The organism is Sphingomonas lenta (assembly GCF_002288825.1).
GTDB lineage: Bacteria > Pseudomonadota > Alphaproteobacteria > Sphingomonadales > Sphingomonadaceae > Sphingomonas > Sphingomonas lenta.
The window spans coordinates 406198-424980 of sequence record NZ_NSLI01000003.1 but is presented as its reverse complement, the minus strand read 5'-3'; the positions used below and the strand labels follow the sequence as shown (position 1 = coordinate 424980).

Sequence of the window (18783 nt, the reverse complement as noted above, 5' to 3'; positions counted from 1 at the left end):
GCGTTATAGACGGCACTGGGTCGAGCGGATCGACGGTACGCACATGATCACCTTTTGTTCTCGCCGGGGGCGACTCCGGTGATAGGAGAGGTGCGCGCCGGCGATTCGGAACAAAACAGGGAAAGACGGGAGCGCGGCGTATGGATTTTCGCGACACGCAAGGGGCCGAGAACGTGAGCACGGAGACGATGGAGAGCCCGGCGGCGAGCGCCGCCGCCCCCAACCAGGCGAAGGCGCCCGCCAAGCGCCCCTTCCCGCTCGAGGTCGACCACGGCCGCGACGGGCTCCTGACCGACTTCGGCAAGGAGACGCTGAAGGACCGATACCTTCTCCCCGGCGAGACGATCCAGGACCTGTTCGTCCGCGTGGCCTCGGCTTATGCCGACGACCAGGAGCACGCGCAGCGGCTCTACGACTATATCTCGCGCCTCTGGTTCATGCCGGCGACCCCCGTGCTGTCGAACGGCGGCACCGGGCGCGGCCTTCCGATCAGCTGCTACCTGAACTCGGTCCCCGACAGCCTGGACGGCATCGTCGAGACCTGGAACGAGAATGTCTGGCTCGCGTCGCGCGGCGGCGGCATCGGCACCTATTGGGGTAACGTCCGCGGCATCGGCGAGCCCGTCGGCCTTAACGGCAAGACCAGCGGCATCATCCCCTTCGTCCGCGTGATGGACAGCCTCACGCTCGCCATCAGCCAGGGCTCGCTCCGCCGCGGTTCCGCCGCTTGCTACCTCGACATCTCGCATCCCGAGATCGAGGAGTTCCTGGAGATCCGGAAGCCTTCGGGCGACTTCAACCGCAAGGCGCTCAACCTCCATCACGGCGTGCTCATCCCCGACGCGTTCATGGAGGCAGTGCGCGACGGCGCGGAGTGGGAGTTGAAGTCGCCCAAGGACGGCAGTGTCCGCGGCAAGGTCGACGCCCGCGCCTTGTTCCAGAAGCTCGTCGAGACCCGCCTCGCGACCGGCGAGCCCTACATCGTCTTCTCCGACCATGTGAACAAGGCGATGCCCAAGCATCACCGCGAGCTGGGCCTCAAGGTCTCGACCTCGAACCTCTGCTCGGAGATCACGCTGCCGACGGGCAAGGACCATCTCGGCAACGACCGGACCGCGGTGTGCTGCCTCTCCTCGCTCAACCTCGAGACCTGGGACGAGTGGAAGGACGATCGCCGCTTCATCGAGGACGTGATGCGCTTCCTCGACAACGTGCTCCAGGACTACATCGACCGCGCCGAGCCCGGCATGGAGCGCGCCGCCTACTCCGCCGCGCGCGAGCGGTCGGTGGGTCTGGGCGTCATGGGCTTCCACTCCTTCCTCCAGGCGCGCGGCCTCCCCTTCGAGGGCGCGATGGCCAAGTCTTGGAACCTCAAGATCTTCAAGCACATCAACGCCCAGGTGAACGAGGCGTCGATGGTGCTCGCCCACGAGCGCGGCCCCTGCCCCGACGCCGCGGACGTGGGCGTGATGGAGCGCTTCAGCTGCAAGATGGCGATCGCGCCCACCGCGTCCATCTCCATCATCTGCGGCGGCACGTCCGCGTGCATCGAGCCCATCCCGGCCAACATCTACACGCACAAGACGCTGTCGGGCTCCTTCGCGGTCAAGAACCCGTATCTCGAGAAGCTGCTGATCGAGAAGTCCAAGAACGCCGACGCGGTGTGGAACTCGATCCTGGAGCATGGCGGCTCCGTCCAGCACCTCGACTTCCTGTCGGCCGACGAGAAGGACGTGTACAAGACCAGCTTCGAGATCGACCAGCGCTGGCTGATCGAGCTCGCCGCCGACCGCACGCCCTATATCGACCAGTCGGCGTCACTGAACCTGTTCATCCCCGCCGACGTGGAGAAGTGGGACCTCCTCATGCTCCACTTCCGCGCCTGGGAGCTCGGCATCAAGTCGCTCTACTATCTCCGCTCTAAGTCAGTGCAGCGCGCGGGCTTCGCGGGTGCCGAGGGCCAGGGCGGCGTCGAGGCGGACAACACGATCGACAAGCCGCGCTTCGATTTGGGCGAGAGCACCGACTATGACGAGTGCTTGGCTTGCCAATGAGGTGCGGACGCCCTTGGCTTGCGCAAGCAAGCCAAGGAGTCGTCGCGGCGGGCAGCGGGGCCGCGTAGCGGTCCCGTCTGACGGCGCGGCGGAACACGAGGTGGGCAGCGCATGAGCACAGGTACCGTCATCATGTACGCGGTCGCGACCGTCTTTGCCCTCGTCGCGATCGTTCTGTTCGCGCGCCTGCGCGGCCGGTCCGAGCGCGGCCGCTACGCCCACCTCATCGCCGGCACCATGGCGGCCGCCGGCAGTCTCATGCTCTTCGCCTATGCCACCGCGCTCCACCGCTGGAGCACGGCGCCATGAAGCGCGAACCCGTCCTCTACTGGATGGTCCTCGCGTACAGCGTGGGCAGTCTGCTGTTCCCGCACCTGTTCGCCAAGGCTTTCCTCGGCGACGCCAGGATCGTGCGGATGGTCGCGCTGCCTCTCCTGGCCCTTTCCGCCGTCATCCTGATCGACTTCTATTTCTGACCCGGAGTACCACCATGCCCCTCCTCCAAGCCTCCAAGCAGTACAAGCCCTTCGAGTATCCCTGGGCGTTCGAGTATTGGAAGCGCCAGCAGCAGCTCCACTGGCTCCCCGAAGAGGTGCCATTGGGCGAGGACTGCCGCGACTGGGCGCAGAAGCTCGACGGGCAGGAGCGCAACCTGCTCACCCAGATCTTCCGCTTCTTCACGCAAGCCGATGTCGAGGTGCAGGACTGCTACCACGAGAAATACGGCCGCGTGTTCAAGCCGACCGAGATCAAGATGATGCTGACCGCGTTCTCCAACATGGAGACGGTGCACATCGCCGCCTACAGCCACCTGCTCGACACGATCGGCATGCCCGAATCCGAGTACGGCGCGTTCCTCGAATACGGCGAGCTCAAGGACAAGCACGACTATCTACAGAAGTTCGGCGTCGACAATGACGAGGACATCGCCCGCACGCTCGCCATGTTCGGCGGCTTCACAGAGGGCGTGCAGCTCTTCGCGAGCTTCGCGATGCTGATGAACTTCCCGCGTTTCAACAAGATGAAGGGCATGGGCCAGATCGTCAGCTGGTCGGTCCGCGACGAGAGCCTCCACTGCGAGGGCATCATCCGCCTGTTCCACGCCTTCACCAAGGAGCGGAACTGCCTGACCAAGGCGGTCAAGGACGACATCGCCGACGTATGCCAGACGACCATCCGCCTGGAGGACGCGTTCATCGACCTCGCCTTCGAGATGGGCCCGGTCAACGGCATGACCGCCAAGGACATCAAGAAGTACATCCGCTACATCGCCGACTGGCGCATGGGCCAGCTGGGCCTGAAGCCGATCTACATGATCGACGAGCACCCGATCCCCTGGCTCACCCCGCTCCTCAACGGCGTCGAGCACGCAAACTTCTTCGAAACCCGCGCGACCGAATATTCCAAGGCCGCGACCAAGGGCCAGTGGAACGACGTGTGGGACTCGTTCGACAAGCGCCAGAAGGCGAAGAGCCGCGCCGCGGCGAACGAGGATGCGGGTGTGGCGGACGCCGGTGGGGATATGTTCTCGCGAGCGGGTGTGGCTGCCGAATAAAGTTGGGGACGCGCGTTGCCTTCAGAGAGTCGCTTTCGATCTGATCTTGCGCCGCCGGTGTGGCTTGGCGAAGGTACACGCGTGTCCGGACCCCAACAGATTGGCATGTTTAATAGGAGGATCAGCACCCCTTTACCTAATCTTCCTATCGGAGCCGACCTAGCGTTTCGCTGCATAACGGACGATGGAGGGCTATACTATTGTAAAGACGATGTCGGCGGACGCAGGGTTCGGGCAACGGAATGGTTCTGCACACGAATGGCCAGCCACCTTGGCATCTCTGTCGCAGATTGCGCCATCATTGAGAACGATAGTGGCGATACCTTTTTCGGATCACTTAGCCCAAGATCGGTGGCCGATGAGGTCGAACTGGCAGTGTACCTCACGAGAGCACAACATGACGAAACAGGAAGGCCGTTTCCATGGCTAGGCCGCTACCTCGCAGGCCTATGGACGTACGACCTCTTCATCGACAATCCGGATCGCACGCTCCGGAATTTTGTCCTTTACCGCGACGGGGGACTCCAGCGAATCTGCGGCATCGATTTTGCGGCTGCTCGCATGCTGAGCCTCCAGAACGACCGGTTTCCCGTTGATAACGAGAACACAGTGAAGGTAGGGCGCACCGTCCGCAACCTACACGGCATCCACCTCGACTCGGCGTATGAGATGCTCAGCCGGATTGCAGCGGTGCCAGGGAATGTGGTTCAACGTATCTTAGGCGAAATGCCTGAGGATTGGATTGATCGAGAGCAGAAAGAGGGACTCAGTGACGCGTGGTCAGATGCTCGGCGGAATGCCCGTATCGCGTCGCTGCAAGCGCGCATAACGCATGAGTGGCAAATATGAATATGCCGTAGTGCAGCTCACCGACTCGGCTCGGGATGAGCGGTTGAACACGGCTGTGGCAATCTTCTCAGAAGATGGGATCGACATCCGAGTCCCACGACGTCTCGACAAACTTCGTGCGCTCTCAGCAGCCCTGGATCCAGATAAGTTGCGCGCGTTACTAAAGCAGCTTCAAGAGCTTGATGCCTTATCGCGGAAACAAGGTCGCGTTGAGACAACCTCGCGCGTAGAAATGCTAAACGCGTTAAGCCCCTTGCACTTCTCCAATCCTTTACCTTTTGTGGCGTTGACTGCCACTAATTACGAGGAGTGGGCCTCTAAACTCTTGCGCAATCTGGTAGAACCCGAGCCTGCGCGCTTGAAGCTAACACGAAAAAGGACGAAGCTTGTAAGCATTTTGAGATCGGCCTTTCGCTCCGAACGCGTTCTAGCGCGAAAGGGCGAAGATATTACTGCACATCGCGTGGTGCCAAATTACCAAATTGCTGAAGGCCTGCTAGCTGATTTTGTTCTTCGTAATGGTTCTATGCATGTAGTCGAGACAGTAGATGCTTCAAGTGAGGACATCCCAGCCCGAAAGGTTGTTGCTGACATCGCCGTTTCTGCACTTGTGCTAGAGCAAGCTAGAATGACCTTTGGGGAAAGCGCTACAGAGTCACGACTAGTCTATGAGGCATCTGCTGCAGTTGAGCGCATCGCCATGCCATCGCTAGAAGCAGCAGCGCATCAAGGAACCAAGCTAATTAATTGGGCTAGTATCGATGATCGCAACAAGCTGATCACGCAACTTTCATCGCTAGCTACACCACTAGAGAAAAAAGGTGGCTCGCTTCACGATACGCGTTTTCACGCGAGTGTGCAGCACAAGCTGAATCTGAACTAGGTCGGATGACCCCCGAAGACGTCTGCGCCTCCCTCGTCCACCCGCACAAACCACCCCCGCCCGCCCCCGGTAATCTCCCGCCGGACAAGGCGGACGACATCCTCGCCAATATCTCGGCCAGCTACTTCATGCTCCGTCGCGGCATGGCGCTGCTCGCCTTCGCCTTTCCGGTCGCGCTCTGGATCATCGGCGGCGCGGACTCGGTGCAGGGGTCGCTCTCGGCCTATTACCACAGCGACGGCGGCGGGCCGACGCGCGACGTGTTCGTGGGCGTGCTCTGGGCGATCGGCGCGTTCCTGCTCCTCTATCGCGGCTACTCGACCGCGGAGGACTGGGCGCTGAACGGCGCGGGGCTGGCCGCGGTCGCGGTGGCGCTCGCACCGATGGATTGGCCGCCGGGCGCGCGCGACACGCCCGTGGGGCTCGTCCACAACGCCGCCGCGATCACCTTCTTCCTCCTCATCGCCTACGTCCCGCTCTTCCGCTCGGGCGACACGCTAGCGCTGATGCGCGACCAGGCGCGCGCCGCCGCGTTCCGCCGGACCTACCGCCTGCTGGGCCTGCTCATGGTGCTGCTGCCGCTCACGGTGCTGGGCGTGCACCTCCTCCTACCCCGGCGCGAGGACCCGCCCTTCCTGTTCTTCGTCGAGGCCGCCGGCGTCTACGTCTTCGCCGCCTTTTGGCTCGTCAAAAGCCGCGAGATCGCGGTGCTGGAGCGGCAGTGAGCGCGCCGTCGGCTCAGCCCAGCCCGCACTACGGTCGCCTCCCGCCGCTTCACTCCTGAGAGCCGATTTAGATAATCGAGCCTGCCCGCCTGAAGCTCGCCGGAAATGCCGCGCTGCCGCTTCATCTCTCAGATGGCGCGACTGCGCGCCGGTCCGCAGCGTGGCATGAGACCGGCGGGACCGAGCGCATGACCCCGAGAACGTGCGTGCCTCCTCGCTATCGGCCCCGAATAGGTCTGTTTCGGACCTGATCTCGCTGGTCGCAGCGGCCGTTCGGGCGTACGCTGAAGATCAGGGATCAGCTTCGGCGAAGAAGGACCGGTTCGGGTTGCAGAACCCTCTCCCGCGGCTCCCTCGAAAGAGGAGGAGACACTATGGCCACCAACATCGCCGACCCGTTCCCGGCAGTCGTGCCGCACGCCGACGACCCTCACAACATTTCGTCCAGCTACTTCTCGCTGCGCCGCGGTCTGGCGGGGATCGCGATCGCTTTTCTCATCGTCCTCTGGATCGCAGGCGGGCCGACGCAGCTACAGAGTTCGATCAGCGCCTATTATCACTTCGATAACGGAGCGCTGCGCGACGTGTTCGTCGGCGTGCTCTGCGCGATCGGCGCTTTTCTTCATTTCTACCGCGGCTATTCGACGAAGGAAAATATCGCGCTTAACTGCGCAGGTATCGCGGCTGTGCTGATCGCGCTCTTCCCGATGACGTGGCCCGAAGGCGCGCGGACTACTTGGACCGGTTACATCCACGGAACCAGCGCGGTCCTGTTCTTCTTGCTTATCGCCTACGTCTGCGTATTTCGCTCGGCCGAAACGCTGAGGCATATTGACGATCCGAATCGGCGCGCTTGGTTCGCGCGGGCATACAAGACGCTTGGAACGTTAATGATCGCCGTTCCAGCAAGCATCTGGATCATTCATCAGTTCTTTCCGGCGCAGGAGAAGTCATACCTCGTCTTTGCTATCGAGGTCGCCGGCATCTATGTCTTCTCCGCATTCTGGCTTATCAAGAGCTGGGAGATCGCCAGCCTTAAACGACGCCCTGAAACGCAGGCCGGCTTCACGGAGGAGGCGCCCGCGACATGATCGGCGACTGGGGCGGAGCGTCTGCCCGCCCCTATTGCCTGAACGCCGCCAGCCCCTCGAACCCTAGCCGCGTCACGCCCGCCCGCTTCACCTCGGCCAGCACCTGGTCCGCCCGCTCGTAGCGCGCCTGCCCGTCCGCCCGGAACACGAGCAGCGCCTTGGGGTCATCCGCCAGCGCCCGCAGCCGCGCCGCGGCCGCGCTGTCCGTCATCGCGACGCCGTCCAGCCTCAGGCTCCCGTCGCGCAGCAGCTCCAGCCGGTGCTCCACCCGATCCAGCGGCGGCGTACCGCCCTGCGGCAGGTCCACCTCCACCTCGTGCGTCGCCGCCGGCACCGCCAGGATGAACATGACCAAGAGCACCAGCATCACGTCGATCAGCGGCGTGATGTTGAGCTCGCCCATCGGGCGATGCTCGAGAGCGAAGGCGGGATTGCGGCGCATGGCTGACCTCTCCTGTGCTGTTCCAGTTACAACATAACATCACCGGGCGAGTTCCGGGTCAAGGCCGCCCGCTTGCAATGTTGGAGATCGCCGGCCAGCCTCGCGGCTCGCTCTTTGACCCTGTCGAGAACTAGCCCGAGCCGCACGTGATAGTGTTGCGCAAGGGAGCAACGAAATGTCCGAACGGGCGCGAAGTATGCGAAGCTAAGCCGATCCGATTCCGCCCGCCCGAGTCGGACGGCGGACGCGCGCCGCGGCGTTCTTGGCGTGTACTTTAGTGTACTTCCGCCGCGCTACTCGCCCCGCGACCGCCGCGTCGGCGCGTGGAAGTCGGGCGGCTTGTCGGCGATCCAGCGGAGGTAGCGCTGCACGTCCGGCCGGGCGCGGAGCGCGTCGACGTCGGCGTACTCGCCCGCCAGGTCCTTGTTCGACACCAAAGCGTGGATCGTGCGGTGGCAGATCGGATGGACGGGCGCGGTCACCCGCCCGCCCTCCGACTTCGGGACCAAGTGGTGCCACTCCACCTTCGCCCCCAGCGGCCGCCCGCAGAGGGCGCAGACACCGGGCTCGACCTCGCGCGCGGCGAGCTCCTCGGCCTGCGCCAGGCCGAGCTTGCGCCGGACGCGCCCGGCCACCGCGGCCTACTTCTTGATCAGCCCGATCTCGACCAGCCGCTCGTGCAAGTAATCGTGCGCGGTGATCGGCGTGGGATAACGGTTCGGGTTCTCCGCCGTCACCGTGCCCTCCAGCGACTCGATCAGGAAGTCGGGCGCCGGGTGCAGGAAGAAGGGCATGGAATAGCGCGAATGGCCGCGGCGCTCGGGCGGCGGGTTGACGACGCGGTGCGTGGTCGACGGCAGCACGTGGTTGGTCAGCCGCTGCAGCATGTCGCCGACGTTCACGACCATCGCGCCCTCCGGCGGCTTGACCGCCAGCCAGCGTCCGGAGTCGCGGTCGAGGAGCTCGAGCCCCGCCTCCTCCGCGCCGAGCAGCAGCGTGATGAGGTTGATGTCCTCATGCGCGCCGGCGCGCACGCCCTCCGCGTCGGCCGGGATCGGCGGATAGTGGAGCAGGCGCAGCACCGAATTGCCGTCCTTCACCGCCCGGTCGAACCAGCGGTCCTCCAGCCCGAGGTGGCGCGCAATGCCCGACAGCAGCTTGTCGCCCGCCGTGTCGAACGCGCCGAACAGCTCGATGAACGTGTCGCGAAACCCTTCCGGGCGCTCCGGCCAGATATTGGGCGCCATGGTGTCGGCATAGCGGTGCCCCTCCGGCAGCTCGCGCCCGACGTGCCAGAATTCCTTGAGGTCGACCACCTTCGCGTCCTTGGCGATCTCCGTCTTGAACGGCGTGTAGCCGCGAGCCCCGCCGCCGCCGGGCACGTGATAGCGCCGCTTCTCCTCCTCCGGCAGCTCGAACAGCTTCTTGGTCTGGTCCCAGGCGCGCGCGATCAGATCGTCGGGAATGCCGTGGTCGGCGACGATCGCGAAGCCGAAGCGACGGAACGACTGGCCCAGCTGGTCGGCGAAGCCCTGCGGGTCCGTCGCCTGCTGGTTCAAAGAGAGGGTCGGCACCTGGGCCGACGGCGTGTCGAGCATGTGGAAGCGTCCGTTACAGAAGGATGGCGGCCATATAGACGCGCGCGGCTTCCGGGAACAGGCCGTCCGCTCATGGAACCGCCGGCCCTTGACCGATGTTAGCTTGGCGAGCGGAGCGGAACTCCGCGATATGTGGAGGCAGGCTATGGCGGGATTGCGCCAGCCCGGCATGGGTTCGGGCGACGACACGTTCGACGAGGAAGGTTACGACGAGAGCCAGCGCGCCGAGATCCTGGAGGCGACGCGCGACGGCCCGACCGACGGCACCATCCTCACCGACCTCGACCCCGATCTCGGCGACGAGGACCTGGACGAGGAGCCGCTCGACGAACTCGACATGGAAGACGGCGAGGTCGGCGACACCGACGACGACGTCGACATGGACGAGGAGGACATGGCCGAGGACGATCTTCAGGAGGATTTCGACGAGGACGAGCTCGACGACGAGGAGCTGGGCGACGGCGACGACGCGGCGCTGAGACCCTAGGGCGTGTACTCGACCCCCGCATGGGCCAGCATCGCCCGGAGAGGGCCAGGGGCAAGGAGGGCGGCGCAGACGCGTAGCTGAAGCTACGCGCAAGCCGTCCGACGCCGCCCCTGGCCCTCTCCGGGCGACCGCGGAGCGGCGGGCCGAAAAGGGCCGGCAGGGGCGTCGCTCGTCGTCGACGATGCGAGTGCATCGCCTCCTCCTCGCTCCTACCTGCCGGCCCTTTTCGGCTCCGTGATGGCCCATGCGGGGGTCGAGTACACGCCCTAGCCGCCGCCCGCGGCCGCGGTTAGTCTCGCCTCCGCAACGATGCTCGGAGGCGCTTCCCATGCTGATCCTGGCCCTGCTGCTGGCGCAGGCCGCGCCGTCCGCCGAAGCGCTGTCCCTGGGCGAAGAGGTGGCGCGGTCGGGAACGCTCGCGTCCATCGCGCCCGCTATCGCGGCCAAGGACACCGAGGATCTGGTCGCCGAGCATCCCGAGCTGTCGGAGGGCGAACGGGCCGAGCTCAGAAAGGTGGGCGCGTCGACCTTCGCCGCCGGCTCGGCCCGGCTCTACGCGGCGATGGGCGAGGAATATGCCCGCCGGCTCTCGATCGAGGACATGCGCGCCGTGCTCGCCTTCAACCGCAGCCCCGCCGCCGCGCGCTACCGCGCCGCGGAGCTGCCCGCGATCGCGGCCGCCCAGGCGAAGATGGGCCGCGACATGGACCTGAAGAACGGCATACGTACCGCCTACTGCAAGCAGACGGGCAAGCTCTGTCCTAAACCGTAAAGCTCTCGCCGCAGCCGCACGCGCCCTTGGCGTTGGGGTTCTGGAACACGAAGCCCGCGGTGAAGTCGTCCTCGACCCAATCCATCGTGCTGCCGACGAGGTACAGGATCGACCCGCCGTCGACGAACAGCGTGCCGCCGGGCGTGTCGATGCGCTCGTCGAACGGCTTGGCCTCAGTGACGTAATCGACCGAATAGGCGAGCCCCGAGCAGCCACGGCGCGGCGTGGAGAGCTTGACGCCCACCGCCCCGTCCGGCGCGCGCGACATGAGGTCGGCGATGCGCGCGTGCGCCGAGGGCGTCAGGTTGAGCGCTGCGGGGCGCGGGCGGAGCGTTGTGGCCATCACAGCATTCCCAGTTCGAGCTTCGCCTCGTCCGACATCTTCTGCGGGTCCCAGGGCGGGTCCCAGACGAGGTTGACCTCGGCGGTGGCGATGCCCGGCACCGCCGACACGCGCAGCTCCACCTCCCCCGGCATCGACTCGGCGACGGGGCAGTGCGGCGTGGTCAGCGTCATGGTGACGACCGCGTGGCCGTCCTCCGTCACCTCGACCCCATAGATCAGCCCCAGGTCGTAGATGTTGACCGGGATCTCGGGATCGTAGATCTCCTTGAGCGCCTCGACGACGCCTTCGTACAGCGCGCCGCCGGGTTCGCCTTTCAGTTCCGCCCGCGGCTTCTGCGACAGGAAGCCGTCCAGGTAATCGCGCTTGCGCTCGAACGTCTCGCGCGCGTCCTCCACGCGCGCCTTCGGCGGCGTCTCGACGCTGTCGACCTCTTCCACGGTGAACCGCTCGCTCATCCGAAAATCCTCGTCACCCGCTCCAAGCCCCGCGCCAGCGCTTCGATGTCCTCCGGGCCATTGTACACGCCGAAGCTGGCCCGCGCCGTCGCGTCGAGCCCCAGCGCATCCATCAGCGGCTGCGCGCAGTGGTGGCCCGCGCGGATCGCCACCCGGCCCTCGTCCAATATGGTGCCGACGTCGTGCGGATGCACCCCTTCGACCGTGAATGAGACGATGCCGGCCGAGTCCTCCGGCCCGAGCAGGCGCACGCTGTTGAACTGCGACAACGCCTCGCGCGCGTCCTTCACCAGCGCGGCCTCGTGCGCGTGAATGCGGTCGAGCCCGATCCCCTCCACATAGTCGATCGCCGCCGCCATCCCCAGCGCGCCGACGATGTGCGGCGTCCCCGCCTCGAACCGGCCGGGCGGCGGCGCGTAGGTGGTGCGCTGAAACGTGACGCGATCGATCATCGCACCGCCGCCCTGCCAAGGGGGCATGGCGTCCAGCAGCTCAGGCCTCGCCCAGAGCGCGCCGATGCCGGTAGGACCGTAAAGCTTGTGCGCGGAGAAGACGTAGAAGTCGCAGCCGAGCGCCGCCACGTCAACCGGCATGCGCGGCACCGCCTGGCAGCCGTCGAGCAGGATCCTGGCGCCGACGGAGTGCGCGATCTCGGACGCGCGGCGGCCGTCCAAGACGCTGCCCAGCACGTTGGATACATGCGCCAGCGCGACCATCTTGTGGGCGGGCGTGATCATCCGCTCCATCGCATCGAGATCGATGCGACCGTCGGACGTGAGCGGGACGACGTCGATCGCCGCACCCACCCGTTCGGCCGCCATCTGCCACGGCACGATGTTCGAATGGTGCTCGAGCATCGACAGGAGGACGCGGTCGCCGCTCTTGAGCTGCTGGGCGGCCCAGCAGGTCGCGACGAGGTTGATCGCCTCCGTGGCACCGCGGACGAAGACGATCTCGTTGGGCGAACCCGCGCCCACGAACTCCGCCACGCGCCGCCGCGCGGCCTCGTAGGCCAGCGTCATGTCGGCCGAACGCTGGTACACGCCGCGATGCACGGTGGCGTAGGTCTCGCCATAAGCCCGCGCGATCGCGTCGATGACGGGCCGCGGCTTCTGCGCGGTGGCCGCCGTGTCGAGATACGCCCAGCCCGCCGGGATGGCGGGGAAGTCGTGCACGGTGTCGAGCGGCCGCTCCGCGGCGAGCACGTCCGTCACAGCGCACGCTCCAGCCAAGCGTCGGCGTCGGCCATGAAGGCGTCCGCGACCACCTCGTTCCCGATCCGCTCGATCGCGTCGGCGACGAAGGCGCGCGTCAGGATCGCCTGCGCCCGCGCCCGCGGCACGCCGCGCGACTGCATGTAAAACAGCGCGCGCTCGTCCAGCTCGCCGACCGTGGCGCCGTGCGCGCACTTCACGTCGTCGGCGAAGATCTCCAGCTCGGGCTTGAGGTTCACCGTCGCGGTGCGCTTCAGCAGGATGCCGCGAAGCGACTGCTCGCCGTCGGTCTTCTGCGCGTGGCGCGCGACCTCGACGCGGGCGGCAAGGCTCGCGGCCGATTGGTCGGCGGCGACGGCGCGCCAGTATTGGCGGCTCTGCCCATTGGGCTCGGCGTGGCGGACCGCGACCGCGCATTCCTGCTTCTGCGTACCGCGGGTGAGCAGCGCGCCGCCGAACTCGGCGAAGGCGCCCTCGCCCGCCACGACCTGCGCGTCGATGCGGCTGCCCGCGCCGCCCGCGCCGAGCGCGATCTGGACGAGGCTAGCGCCCGTGCCCAGCTCGGCCTCGTCGCGCGTGGAGGCGAAGCCCTCGTCCTGCAACAGCCGCACCGCGCGCTGGAGGCGTGCCGCCTTACCGAGCGTGAGCCGCGCGAAGCGATTGGCCCAGCCGCGACCCGCATAGGTCTCGACCACGGTGCCTACCGCGTCGTCGGCGAGCAGGATCTCGGCGGCGAGGTGGTTGTCGCCGCCGGTGGAGAGGTGGACGACCTGCACCGGGTCGGCGACCGCATCCGCCGACAGCGCGAGCCGCCAACCGCGGCCCGACGCCCGGCTGCCCAGCGGGTGGTCGGACGCGGCCACCTCCGCGAGCTCGGCGCGCCCGAGCCGCGAGGAAGCGTGAAGCTCGCCGTCGACGAACAGCAGACGGTCGCCCGGCAGGTCGAGCCAGAACGCGTCCGCCGGTCCCGCGTCGGCGCGCGGCAGCGACGCGGCGGCCGCAATGCCGTCGACGTCCGTCCAGCGGAACGCCTCCTGGCGGGTGGAGGGGAGAGTGAGAAGGGTCATAAGCTTAACTCCTCCCCCGCTTACAGCGGGGGAGGGGGACCGCGCCGCTTGCGGCGTGGTGGAGGGGATACAGGACGATGCCGCATCCCGTTGCTCCCCCTCCACCGCCTGCGGCGGTCCCCCTCCCCCGCCGTGGGCGGGGGAAGATTTGGTTGGATGCACAGATCACGCCGACACCGCCCCGTAGCCCTCGCGCTCCAGCTCGCGGGCGAGCTCGATATCGCCCGAGCGAACGACGCGGCCGTCGACGAGGACGTGGACGAAGTCGGGCGCGACATACTCGAGCAGGCGCTCATAGTGGGTGATCAGCACCACCGCCTTGTCCGGCCGCCTCATGACGCGGTTGATGCCCTCGCCGACGATGCGGAGCGCGTCGATGTCGAGGCCGCTGTCCGTCTCGTCGAGGATGGCGAGCTTGGGATCAATGATCCCCATCTGCACCATCTCGTTGCGCTTCTTCTCGCCGCCGGAGAAGCCGACATTGACGGGGCGCTTCAGCATCTCGGCGTTTATGTCGAGCTTGGCGGCCTCCGCGCGGGCGAGCTTCAGAAACTCGCCCCCGGAGAGCGGCTTCTCATCGCGGCTAGCGCGTTGCGCGTTCAGCGACTCGCGCAGGAACTGGACGTTCGACACGCCGGGGATCTCGACCGGATATTGGAAGCCGAGGAACAGCCCGGCGGCGGCGCGCTCGTGCGGCTCCATCCCGAGCAGATCCCGCCCGTCGAACGTTACGGAACCGTCCGTGACCTCGTAGCCGGGGCGGCCGCCCAGCACATAGCCCAGCGTCGACTTGCCCGCCCCGTTCGGCCCCATGATCGCGTGCACCTCGCCCGCGCTCACGGAGAGAGTCAGGCCTTTGAGGATCGGCTTGCCGTCGATTTCGGCGTGGAGATTATCGATCTGAAGCATCAGACTTCCTGATTATATGTTGGTGTGCGGTCTCGACGGGGGCACCACGTGCCTCGACACGGAGCGGCAGCAGCGGCGTCTTCCCGTCCTCGGCAAGCCGTACTTTGCCTTCATGCCCGAGCTGTCGGATGTAGCTTCCGACATCCGCCTCGCTTCCCGCGTCGCTCATCCGACCGAGCCCTCCAATGAAATACCCAGCAGCTTTTGCGCCTCCACCGCGAACTCCATGGGCAACTGCTGCAGCACCTCGCGCGCGAAGCCGTTGACAATCAGCGCGACCGCCGCCTCCTGGTCGAGCCCGCGGCTCATCGCGTAGAAGAGCTGGTCCTCGCTGATCTTGCTGGTCGTCGCCTCGTGCTCGATCTGCGCCGACGGGTTGCGGACTTCGATGTACGGCACGGTGTGCGCGCCGCACTGGTCGCCGAGCAACAGGCTGTCGCACTGGGTGAAGTTGCGCACGCCCTCCGCGGTGGGCGCGACGCGCACGAGGCCGCGATAGGTGTTGTCGGAACGGCCGGCGCTGATGCCCTTGGACACGATCGTCGAGCGCGAGCCGCGGCCCAGATGGATCATCTTGGTGCCGGTGTCCGCCTGCTGGCGGTTGTTGGTGACGGCGACCGAGTAGAACTCGCCCACGCTGTCCTCGCCCGCGAGCACGCAGCTCGGGTACTTCCACGTGATCGCGGAGCCCGTCTCGACCTGCGTCCAGCTCACCTTGCTCCGCTTGCCCTGGCAGAGCGCGCGCTTGGTGACGAAGTTGTAGATGCCGCCCTTCCCGTTCTCATCGCCGGGATACCAGTTCTGGACGGTCGAATATTTGATCTCCGCGTCGTCGAGCGCGACGAGCTCGACCACGGCGGCGTGGAGCTGGTTCTCGTCGCGCTGAGGAGCGGTGCAGCCCTCCAGATAGCTGACGTACGCGCCCTTGTCGGCGACGATCAGCGTGCGCTCGAACTGGCCCGTATTCTCCGCATTGATGCGGAAATAGGTGCTGAGCTCCATCGGGCAGCGCACGCCTTCGGGCACGTAGACGAAGGTGCCGTCGGAGAAGACCGCGGAGTTAAGCGTCGCGAAGTAGTTGTCGCGCTGCGGCACGACCTTGCCGAGCCACTTGCGCACGAGGTCGGGGTACTCGCGGATCGCCTCCGAGATCGACAGGAAGATGACGCCCGCCGCCTTCAGCTCCTCGCGGAAGGTGGTCGCGACCGACACGCTGTCGAACACCGCGTCGACCGCCACCTTGCGCGCGCCCTCCACGCCAGCGAGGACCTTCTGCTCCTCGATCGGAATGCCGAGCTTCTCATAGGTGCGGCGGATCTCGGGGTCGAGCTCGTCGAGCGACTTGATCGTCGCGCGCGCCTTGGGCTCGGCGTAATAGTAGGCGTCCTGATAGTCGATCGGGGGCACGTTGAGCTTCGACCAGTCGGGATGCTCCATTCGCTGCCACAGGCGGAAGGCCTGGAGGCGCCACTCGAGCATCCACTCAGGCTCGTTCTTCTTGGCCGAGATATAGCGGACCGTGCCTTCCGACAGCCCCTTGGGCGCGAAGTCCTGCTCGATGTCGGTGGCGAAGCCCCACTCGTACTTCTTGGATACGGCGGCGTAGGCTTCGGCGTTCTTGGTGACCATTATGCGAGTACCTTCAGGCGCTGCGCCGAAGCGGCGGGCGCGGTCGAGAGCTGGACGAGGCTGACGTTCGCCAGCGCGGAACGGACGGCCTGGTTGACGACGCCCCAGTGCGGCTTGACGGAGCAGTGGTGGTCGAGCGCGCAATCGTCGCGCTCGTGATCGACGCACGTGGTAAGCGCGATCGGCCCCTCCACCGCCTCCACGATGTCGGCGAGGCTGATTGCGGCGGCAGGCCTAGCGAGCCGGAAGCCGCCGCCCGTGCCGCGCGCGCTCTGGAGCAGACCCGCGGCCGACAGGCGACTCACCAGCTTCTGCGCGGTCGGCAGCGGCACGCCCGTTTCCGCGGCGAGCACGCTCGCGTTCAGCCGAGCGGTCGCCCCGCAATGGCGGGCGGCCGCTGACATCAGCACGACGGCGTAGTCGGCGAGGGAGGAAAGGCGCATGGTGCTAATCGGACCGATCTGTTCCGATTGGCAGATGGCGATGCGGGCGGGGCCGGTCAACCGTTCCCGCTTTGTTGCGAGTCGTTATCAGGTGTCGGAGATGATGGGCGCCACGCGGCCGTGCAGCGCGCGCCGCTGGTCGATCGTCAGCCGCGCGAGCGGGCCGGGATCGGCGCGGATCTGGCCGGGCGTGCGGCCGATGAACTGCTTGAGCTCGCGAATGAGGTGGCTCTGGTCGTAGAAGCCTTCCGCGACGATCTGGTCGGTCGACACGTCGCGCACGGCGATGGCGTTGGCGGCCCGGAGCGCGCGGTACTTGCGCGCCAGCGCCTTGGGCGCGAGGCCGTAGAGCTGCTTGCAACGCCGCTCGGCCTGGCGGAGCGTCATGCCCGTCGCGTCGAGCAGCTCGGTGAGCACGGGCGACGGCGCGCCGCTCAGCCACTTGTCCACCGCCTCGCAGAAGGTCGCGGTACGGTCGTCGCCGTGCGCGACTAGGCCGCGCAGCAGCGGCTCCGCCTCCCTCACCATCGCGTCCACCCCCTGATCGGCGGCGGCGCGCAGCCTGTCGGCCGTCTCGCGCACGCAGGGGCCGAGCGCGGCCTCCGCATCGATCACCCGGCTCGCGCCCGCCGACGCGTCCAGGCCCAGCATCGCCGCCCAGCCGAGCGGGGTCACCCCCATGCCGAAGACGAGCACCGGCCCTTCGGCGCGCGTACGGGTAGGCGAGCAGGTCGCGCCGAGAAAGTGGATGGCCGGCGCGCGATATTCGGGGCCGGTCGCGAAGCGATAGGTCGCCACGCCCGGCGACAGGCGGAAACGGAACTGCGCGTGGTCGGCGCGTTCCACGTCCTCGAACAGCGGCACCTCGGCCCGGAAGCGGTAGAACAGCGTCACATACGGCGCGAGGTCCGGCGCCGGCACCGCATAGTCCAGTTCCATCCCGTTCATCGCAAGACACCCCCTTCGGACGTACCAGCGACTTTGGCGACACGGCGGCATGAAAAGCGGCCCGACCCCCTTCCGAGGATCGGGCCGTTAGGATCGGAACGGGGCCTTTCGGCCCGTCCCTCGGGTCGCAGCTACTGTATGCGAAATTTTCCAACGGTTTTATTGTACGGATTCGACGTAAACATACGTTTCCGTCGCTTTTTTGACGCAGCAACGATGCGATGCGATGGCGAAGGGCATGATCCACCCGCTTCGCCCGATGTTGTTCGCGCTCCCTCCCGAACGTGCGCACGACCTGACGGTCGCCTCGCTCGCGGCATGGGCCAAGGTGGGGACGCCGCTGGGGCGCAGGCCCGTCACGTCGCCGCGGCTGGGGATCAGGGTGGCGGGCCTCGACTTCCCCAATCCCGTCGGCGTGTCGGCGGGGCTCGACAAGGACGGCCGCGCGATCGACGGGCTGTTCGCGTTAGGGGCCGGATCGGTGGAGATCGGCACGCTCACCCCCCTGCCTCAGCCCGGCAACCCCCGCCCCCGCATGTTCCGCCTGGTCGAGGACGGGGCGGTGGTGAACAGGCTGGGCTTCAACAATCGCGGGCTGGAGGCGGGGCTCGCGCGCGCCCGCGCGGCGCGGCGGGCCGGCGTGCTGGGCATCAACGTCGGCGCGAACAAAAACTCCACCGACCGCATCGCCGACTATGCGCTGGGCGTGGCCCGCGCGGCGGCGGTCGCGGACTACGTCACCATCAACATCAGCTCGCCTAACACGCCCGGCCTGCGCGACCTGCAGCACGGCGCGGCGCTCGACGAGCTGCTCGCCGTCACGCGCAAGGCCAAGGGCGCGACGCCGCTATTCCTGAAGGTCGCGCCCGACCTCGACTACGCCAACGTCGAGGAGATCGCGGCCGCGGCGCTGAAACATGGGCTGGACGCGCTGGTGGTCGGCAACACCACGGTCACGCGGCCCGGCCTGCGCTCACGATGTGCGGCGGAGGCCGGCGGGCTGTCGGGCCGCCCCTTGCGCGACCTCGCCGCACAGCGGCTCGCCGACTTCCGTCGGGCGACCGGCGGTGCGCTGCCGCTGGTCGGCGTGGGCGGGATCGGCTCGGGTGCGGACGCCTACGCGCGCATCCGGGCGGGCGCGAGCCTAGTGCAGCTCTACACGGCCCTGGTCTTCGACGGTCCCGGCCTGCTCGCCCGCATCGCCCGCGACCTCGACGCGCTGCTCGCGCGCGACGGGTTCGCGAGCGTGGCGGATGCCGTAGGGGCGGACGCAGCGTAACGCTTGCGCGCGGCCCCCACGCCGTTAGGGTCCCGCC

Annotated in this window: 22 protein-coding genes; 11 read left to right on the top strand and 11 right to left on the bottom strand. The window is 66.9% G+C overall.

Annotated elements, in window-relative coordinates; all coding sequences use genetic code 11:
• Nucleotides 1-140: 140 nt before the first annotated feature.
• The 8 genes from CKY28_RS09270 (at nucleotide 141) to CKY28_RS09255 (ending at nucleotide 7157) form a co-directional block, all read left to right on the top strand.
• Nucleotides 141-2054, top strand: coding sequence for a ribonucleoside-diphosphate reductase subunit alpha (locus tag CKY28_RS09270; protein ID WP_095998052.1), 1914 nt, complete (start codon nucleotides 141-143; stop codon nucleotides 2052-2054).
• Nucleotides 2055-2165: 111 nt separating this feature from the next.
• On the top strand, nucleotides 2166-2363 hold the full coding sequence (locus CKY28_RS18245) for a hypothetical protein (RefSeq protein WP_141243897.1): 198 nt from the start codon (nucleotides 2166-2168) through the stop codon (nucleotides 2361-2363).
• A complete protein-coding gene (locus CKY28_RS18660; RefSeq protein ID WP_176473034.1) occupies nucleotides 2360-2530 on the top strand; it encodes a hypothetical protein in 171 nt (56 codons plus the stop codon). The genes CKY28_RS18245 and CKY28_RS18660 overlap by 4 nt, the downstream gene beginning before the upstream one ends.
• Before the next feature lie 14 nt (nucleotides 2531-2544).
• Nucleotides 2545-3609, top strand: a complete 1065-nt coding sequence (locus CKY28_RS09265; RefSeq protein ID WP_095998051.1) for a ribonucleotide-diphosphate reductase subunit beta — start codon at nucleotides 2545-2547, stop codon at nucleotides 3607-3609.
• Nucleotides 3610-3714: 105 nt separating this feature from the next.
• Complete coding sequence (locus CKY28_RS18240) at nucleotides 3715-4458, top strand: HipA family kinase (protein ID WP_342747158.1); 744 nt, start codon at nucleotides 3715-3717, stop codon at nucleotides 4456-4458.
• Nucleotides 4442-5341 carry a DUF3037 domain-containing protein gene (locus CKY28_RS18235; protein ID WP_176473033.1) on the top strand — a complete coding sequence of 300 codons (900 nt, stop codon included), beginning with the start codon at nucleotides 4442-4444 and terminating at the stop codon, nucleotides 5339-5341. Before CKY28_RS18240 ends, CKY28_RS18235 begins: the two co-directional genes overlap by 17 nt.
• A 5-nt stretch (nucleotides 5342-5346) precedes the next feature.
• Entirely contained in the window at nucleotides 5347-6066 is a 720-nt protein-coding gene (locus tag CKY28_RS09260; protein ID WP_095998050.1) for a hypothetical protein, read from the top strand.
• Between the two features lie 374 nt (nucleotides 6067-6440).
• Nucleotides 6441-7157, top strand: a complete 717-nt coding sequence (locus CKY28_RS09255; RefSeq protein WP_095998049.1) for a DUF998 domain-containing protein — start codon at nucleotides 6441-6443, stop codon at nucleotides 7155-7157.
• Between the two features lie 31 nt (nucleotides 7158-7188).
• Here the strand turns inward: CKY28_RS09255 and CKY28_RS09250 are convergent, their stop codons facing one another.
• The 3 genes from CKY28_RS09250 to CKY28_RS09240 form a co-directional block, all read right to left on the bottom strand.
• Nucleotides 7189-7599, bottom strand: coding sequence for an ExbD/TolR family protein (locus CKY28_RS09250; RefSeq protein WP_095998048.1), 411 nt, complete (start codon nucleotides 7597-7599; stop codon nucleotides 7189-7191).
• 293 nt (nucleotides 7600-7892) lie between these two features.
• On the bottom strand, nucleotides 7893-8204 hold the full coding sequence (locus CKY28_RS09245; protein WP_095998579.1) for an HNH endonuclease family protein: 312 nt from the start codon (nucleotides 8202-8204) through the stop codon (nucleotides 7893-7895).
• Between the two features lie 36 nt (nucleotides 8205-8240).
• Nucleotides 8241-9197 carry an isopenicillin N synthase family dioxygenase gene (locus CKY28_RS09240; protein ID WP_095998047.1) on the bottom strand — a complete coding sequence of 319 codons (957 nt, stop codon included), beginning with the start codon at nucleotides 9195-9197 and terminating at the stop codon, nucleotides 8241-8243.
• Nucleotides 9198-9342: 145 nt separating this feature from the next.
• Here CKY28_RS09240 and CKY28_RS09235 point away from each other — a divergent pair, with 145 nt between their 5' ends.
• Nucleotides 9343-9684, top strand: a complete 342-nt coding sequence (locus CKY28_RS09235; RefSeq protein WP_095998046.1) for a DNA primase — start codon at nucleotides 9343-9345, stop codon at nucleotides 9682-9684.
• 328 nt (nucleotides 9685-10012) lie between these two features.
• Nucleotides 10013-10456: a hypothetical protein gene (locus CKY28_RS09230; RefSeq protein WP_095998045.1), complete on the top strand. Its 444-nt coding sequence runs from the start codon at nucleotides 10013-10015 to the stop codon at nucleotides 10454-10456.
• Here CKY28_RS09230 and CKY28_RS09225 read toward each other — a convergent pair.
• The 8 genes from CKY28_RS09225 to CKY28_RS09190 form a co-directional block, all read right to left on the bottom strand.
• A complete protein-coding gene (locus CKY28_RS09225) occupies nucleotides 10446-10799 on the bottom strand; it encodes a HesB/IscA family protein (RefSeq protein ID WP_095998044.1) in 354 nt (117 codons plus the stop codon). The genes CKY28_RS09230 and CKY28_RS09225 overlap by 11 nt on opposite strands.
• Entirely contained in the window at nucleotides 10799-11257 is a 459-nt protein-coding gene (locus CKY28_RS09220; RefSeq protein ID WP_095998043.1) for an SUF system Fe-S cluster assembly protein, read from the bottom strand. The genes CKY28_RS09225 and CKY28_RS09220 overlap by 1 nt, the downstream gene beginning before the upstream one ends.
• Entirely contained in the window at nucleotides 11254-12462 is a 1209-nt protein-coding gene (locus tag CKY28_RS09215) for an aminotransferase class V-fold PLP-dependent enzyme (RefSeq protein WP_095998578.1), read from the bottom strand. Before CKY28_RS09215 ends, CKY28_RS09220 begins: the two co-directional genes overlap by 4 nt.
• A gap of 5 nt (nucleotides 12463-12467) precedes the next feature.
• A complete protein-coding gene (locus CKY28_RS09210) occupies nucleotides 12468-13538 on the bottom strand; it encodes a SufD family Fe-S cluster assembly protein (RefSeq protein WP_095998042.1) in 1071 nt (356 codons plus the stop codon).
• Between the two features lie 165 nt (nucleotides 13539-13703).
• Nucleotides 13704-14447, bottom strand: a complete 744-nt coding sequence (gene sufC / locus CKY28_RS09205; protein WP_095998041.1) for a Fe-S cluster assembly ATPase SufC — start codon at nucleotides 14445-14447, stop codon at nucleotides 13704-13706.
• Between the two features lie 165 nt (nucleotides 14448-14612).
• A complete protein-coding gene (gene sufB / locus CKY28_RS09200) occupies nucleotides 14613-16076 on the bottom strand; it encodes a Fe-S cluster assembly protein SufB (protein ID WP_095998040.1) in 1464 nt (487 codons plus the stop codon).
• Nucleotides 16076-16519: an SUF system Fe-S cluster assembly regulator gene (locus tag CKY28_RS09195; protein WP_095998577.1), complete on the bottom strand. Its 444-nt coding sequence runs from the start codon at nucleotides 16517-16519 to the stop codon at nucleotides 16076-16078. The genes sufB and CKY28_RS09195 overlap by 1 nt, the downstream gene beginning before the upstream one ends.
• A gap of 87 nt (nucleotides 16520-16606) precedes the next feature.
• Nucleotides 16607-17467, bottom strand: coding sequence for a helix-turn-helix domain-containing protein (locus CKY28_RS09190; RefSeq protein WP_095998039.1), 861 nt, complete (start codon nucleotides 17465-17467; stop codon nucleotides 16607-16609).
• Nucleotides 17468-17705: 238 nt separating this feature from the next.
• Here CKY28_RS09190 and CKY28_RS09185 point away from each other — a divergent pair, with 238 nt between their 5' ends.
• Entirely contained in the window at nucleotides 17706-18746 is a 1041-nt protein-coding gene (locus tag CKY28_RS09185) for a quinone-dependent dihydroorotate dehydrogenase (RefSeq protein WP_095998576.1), read from the top strand.
• Nucleotides 18747-18783: the final 37 nt, after the last annotated feature.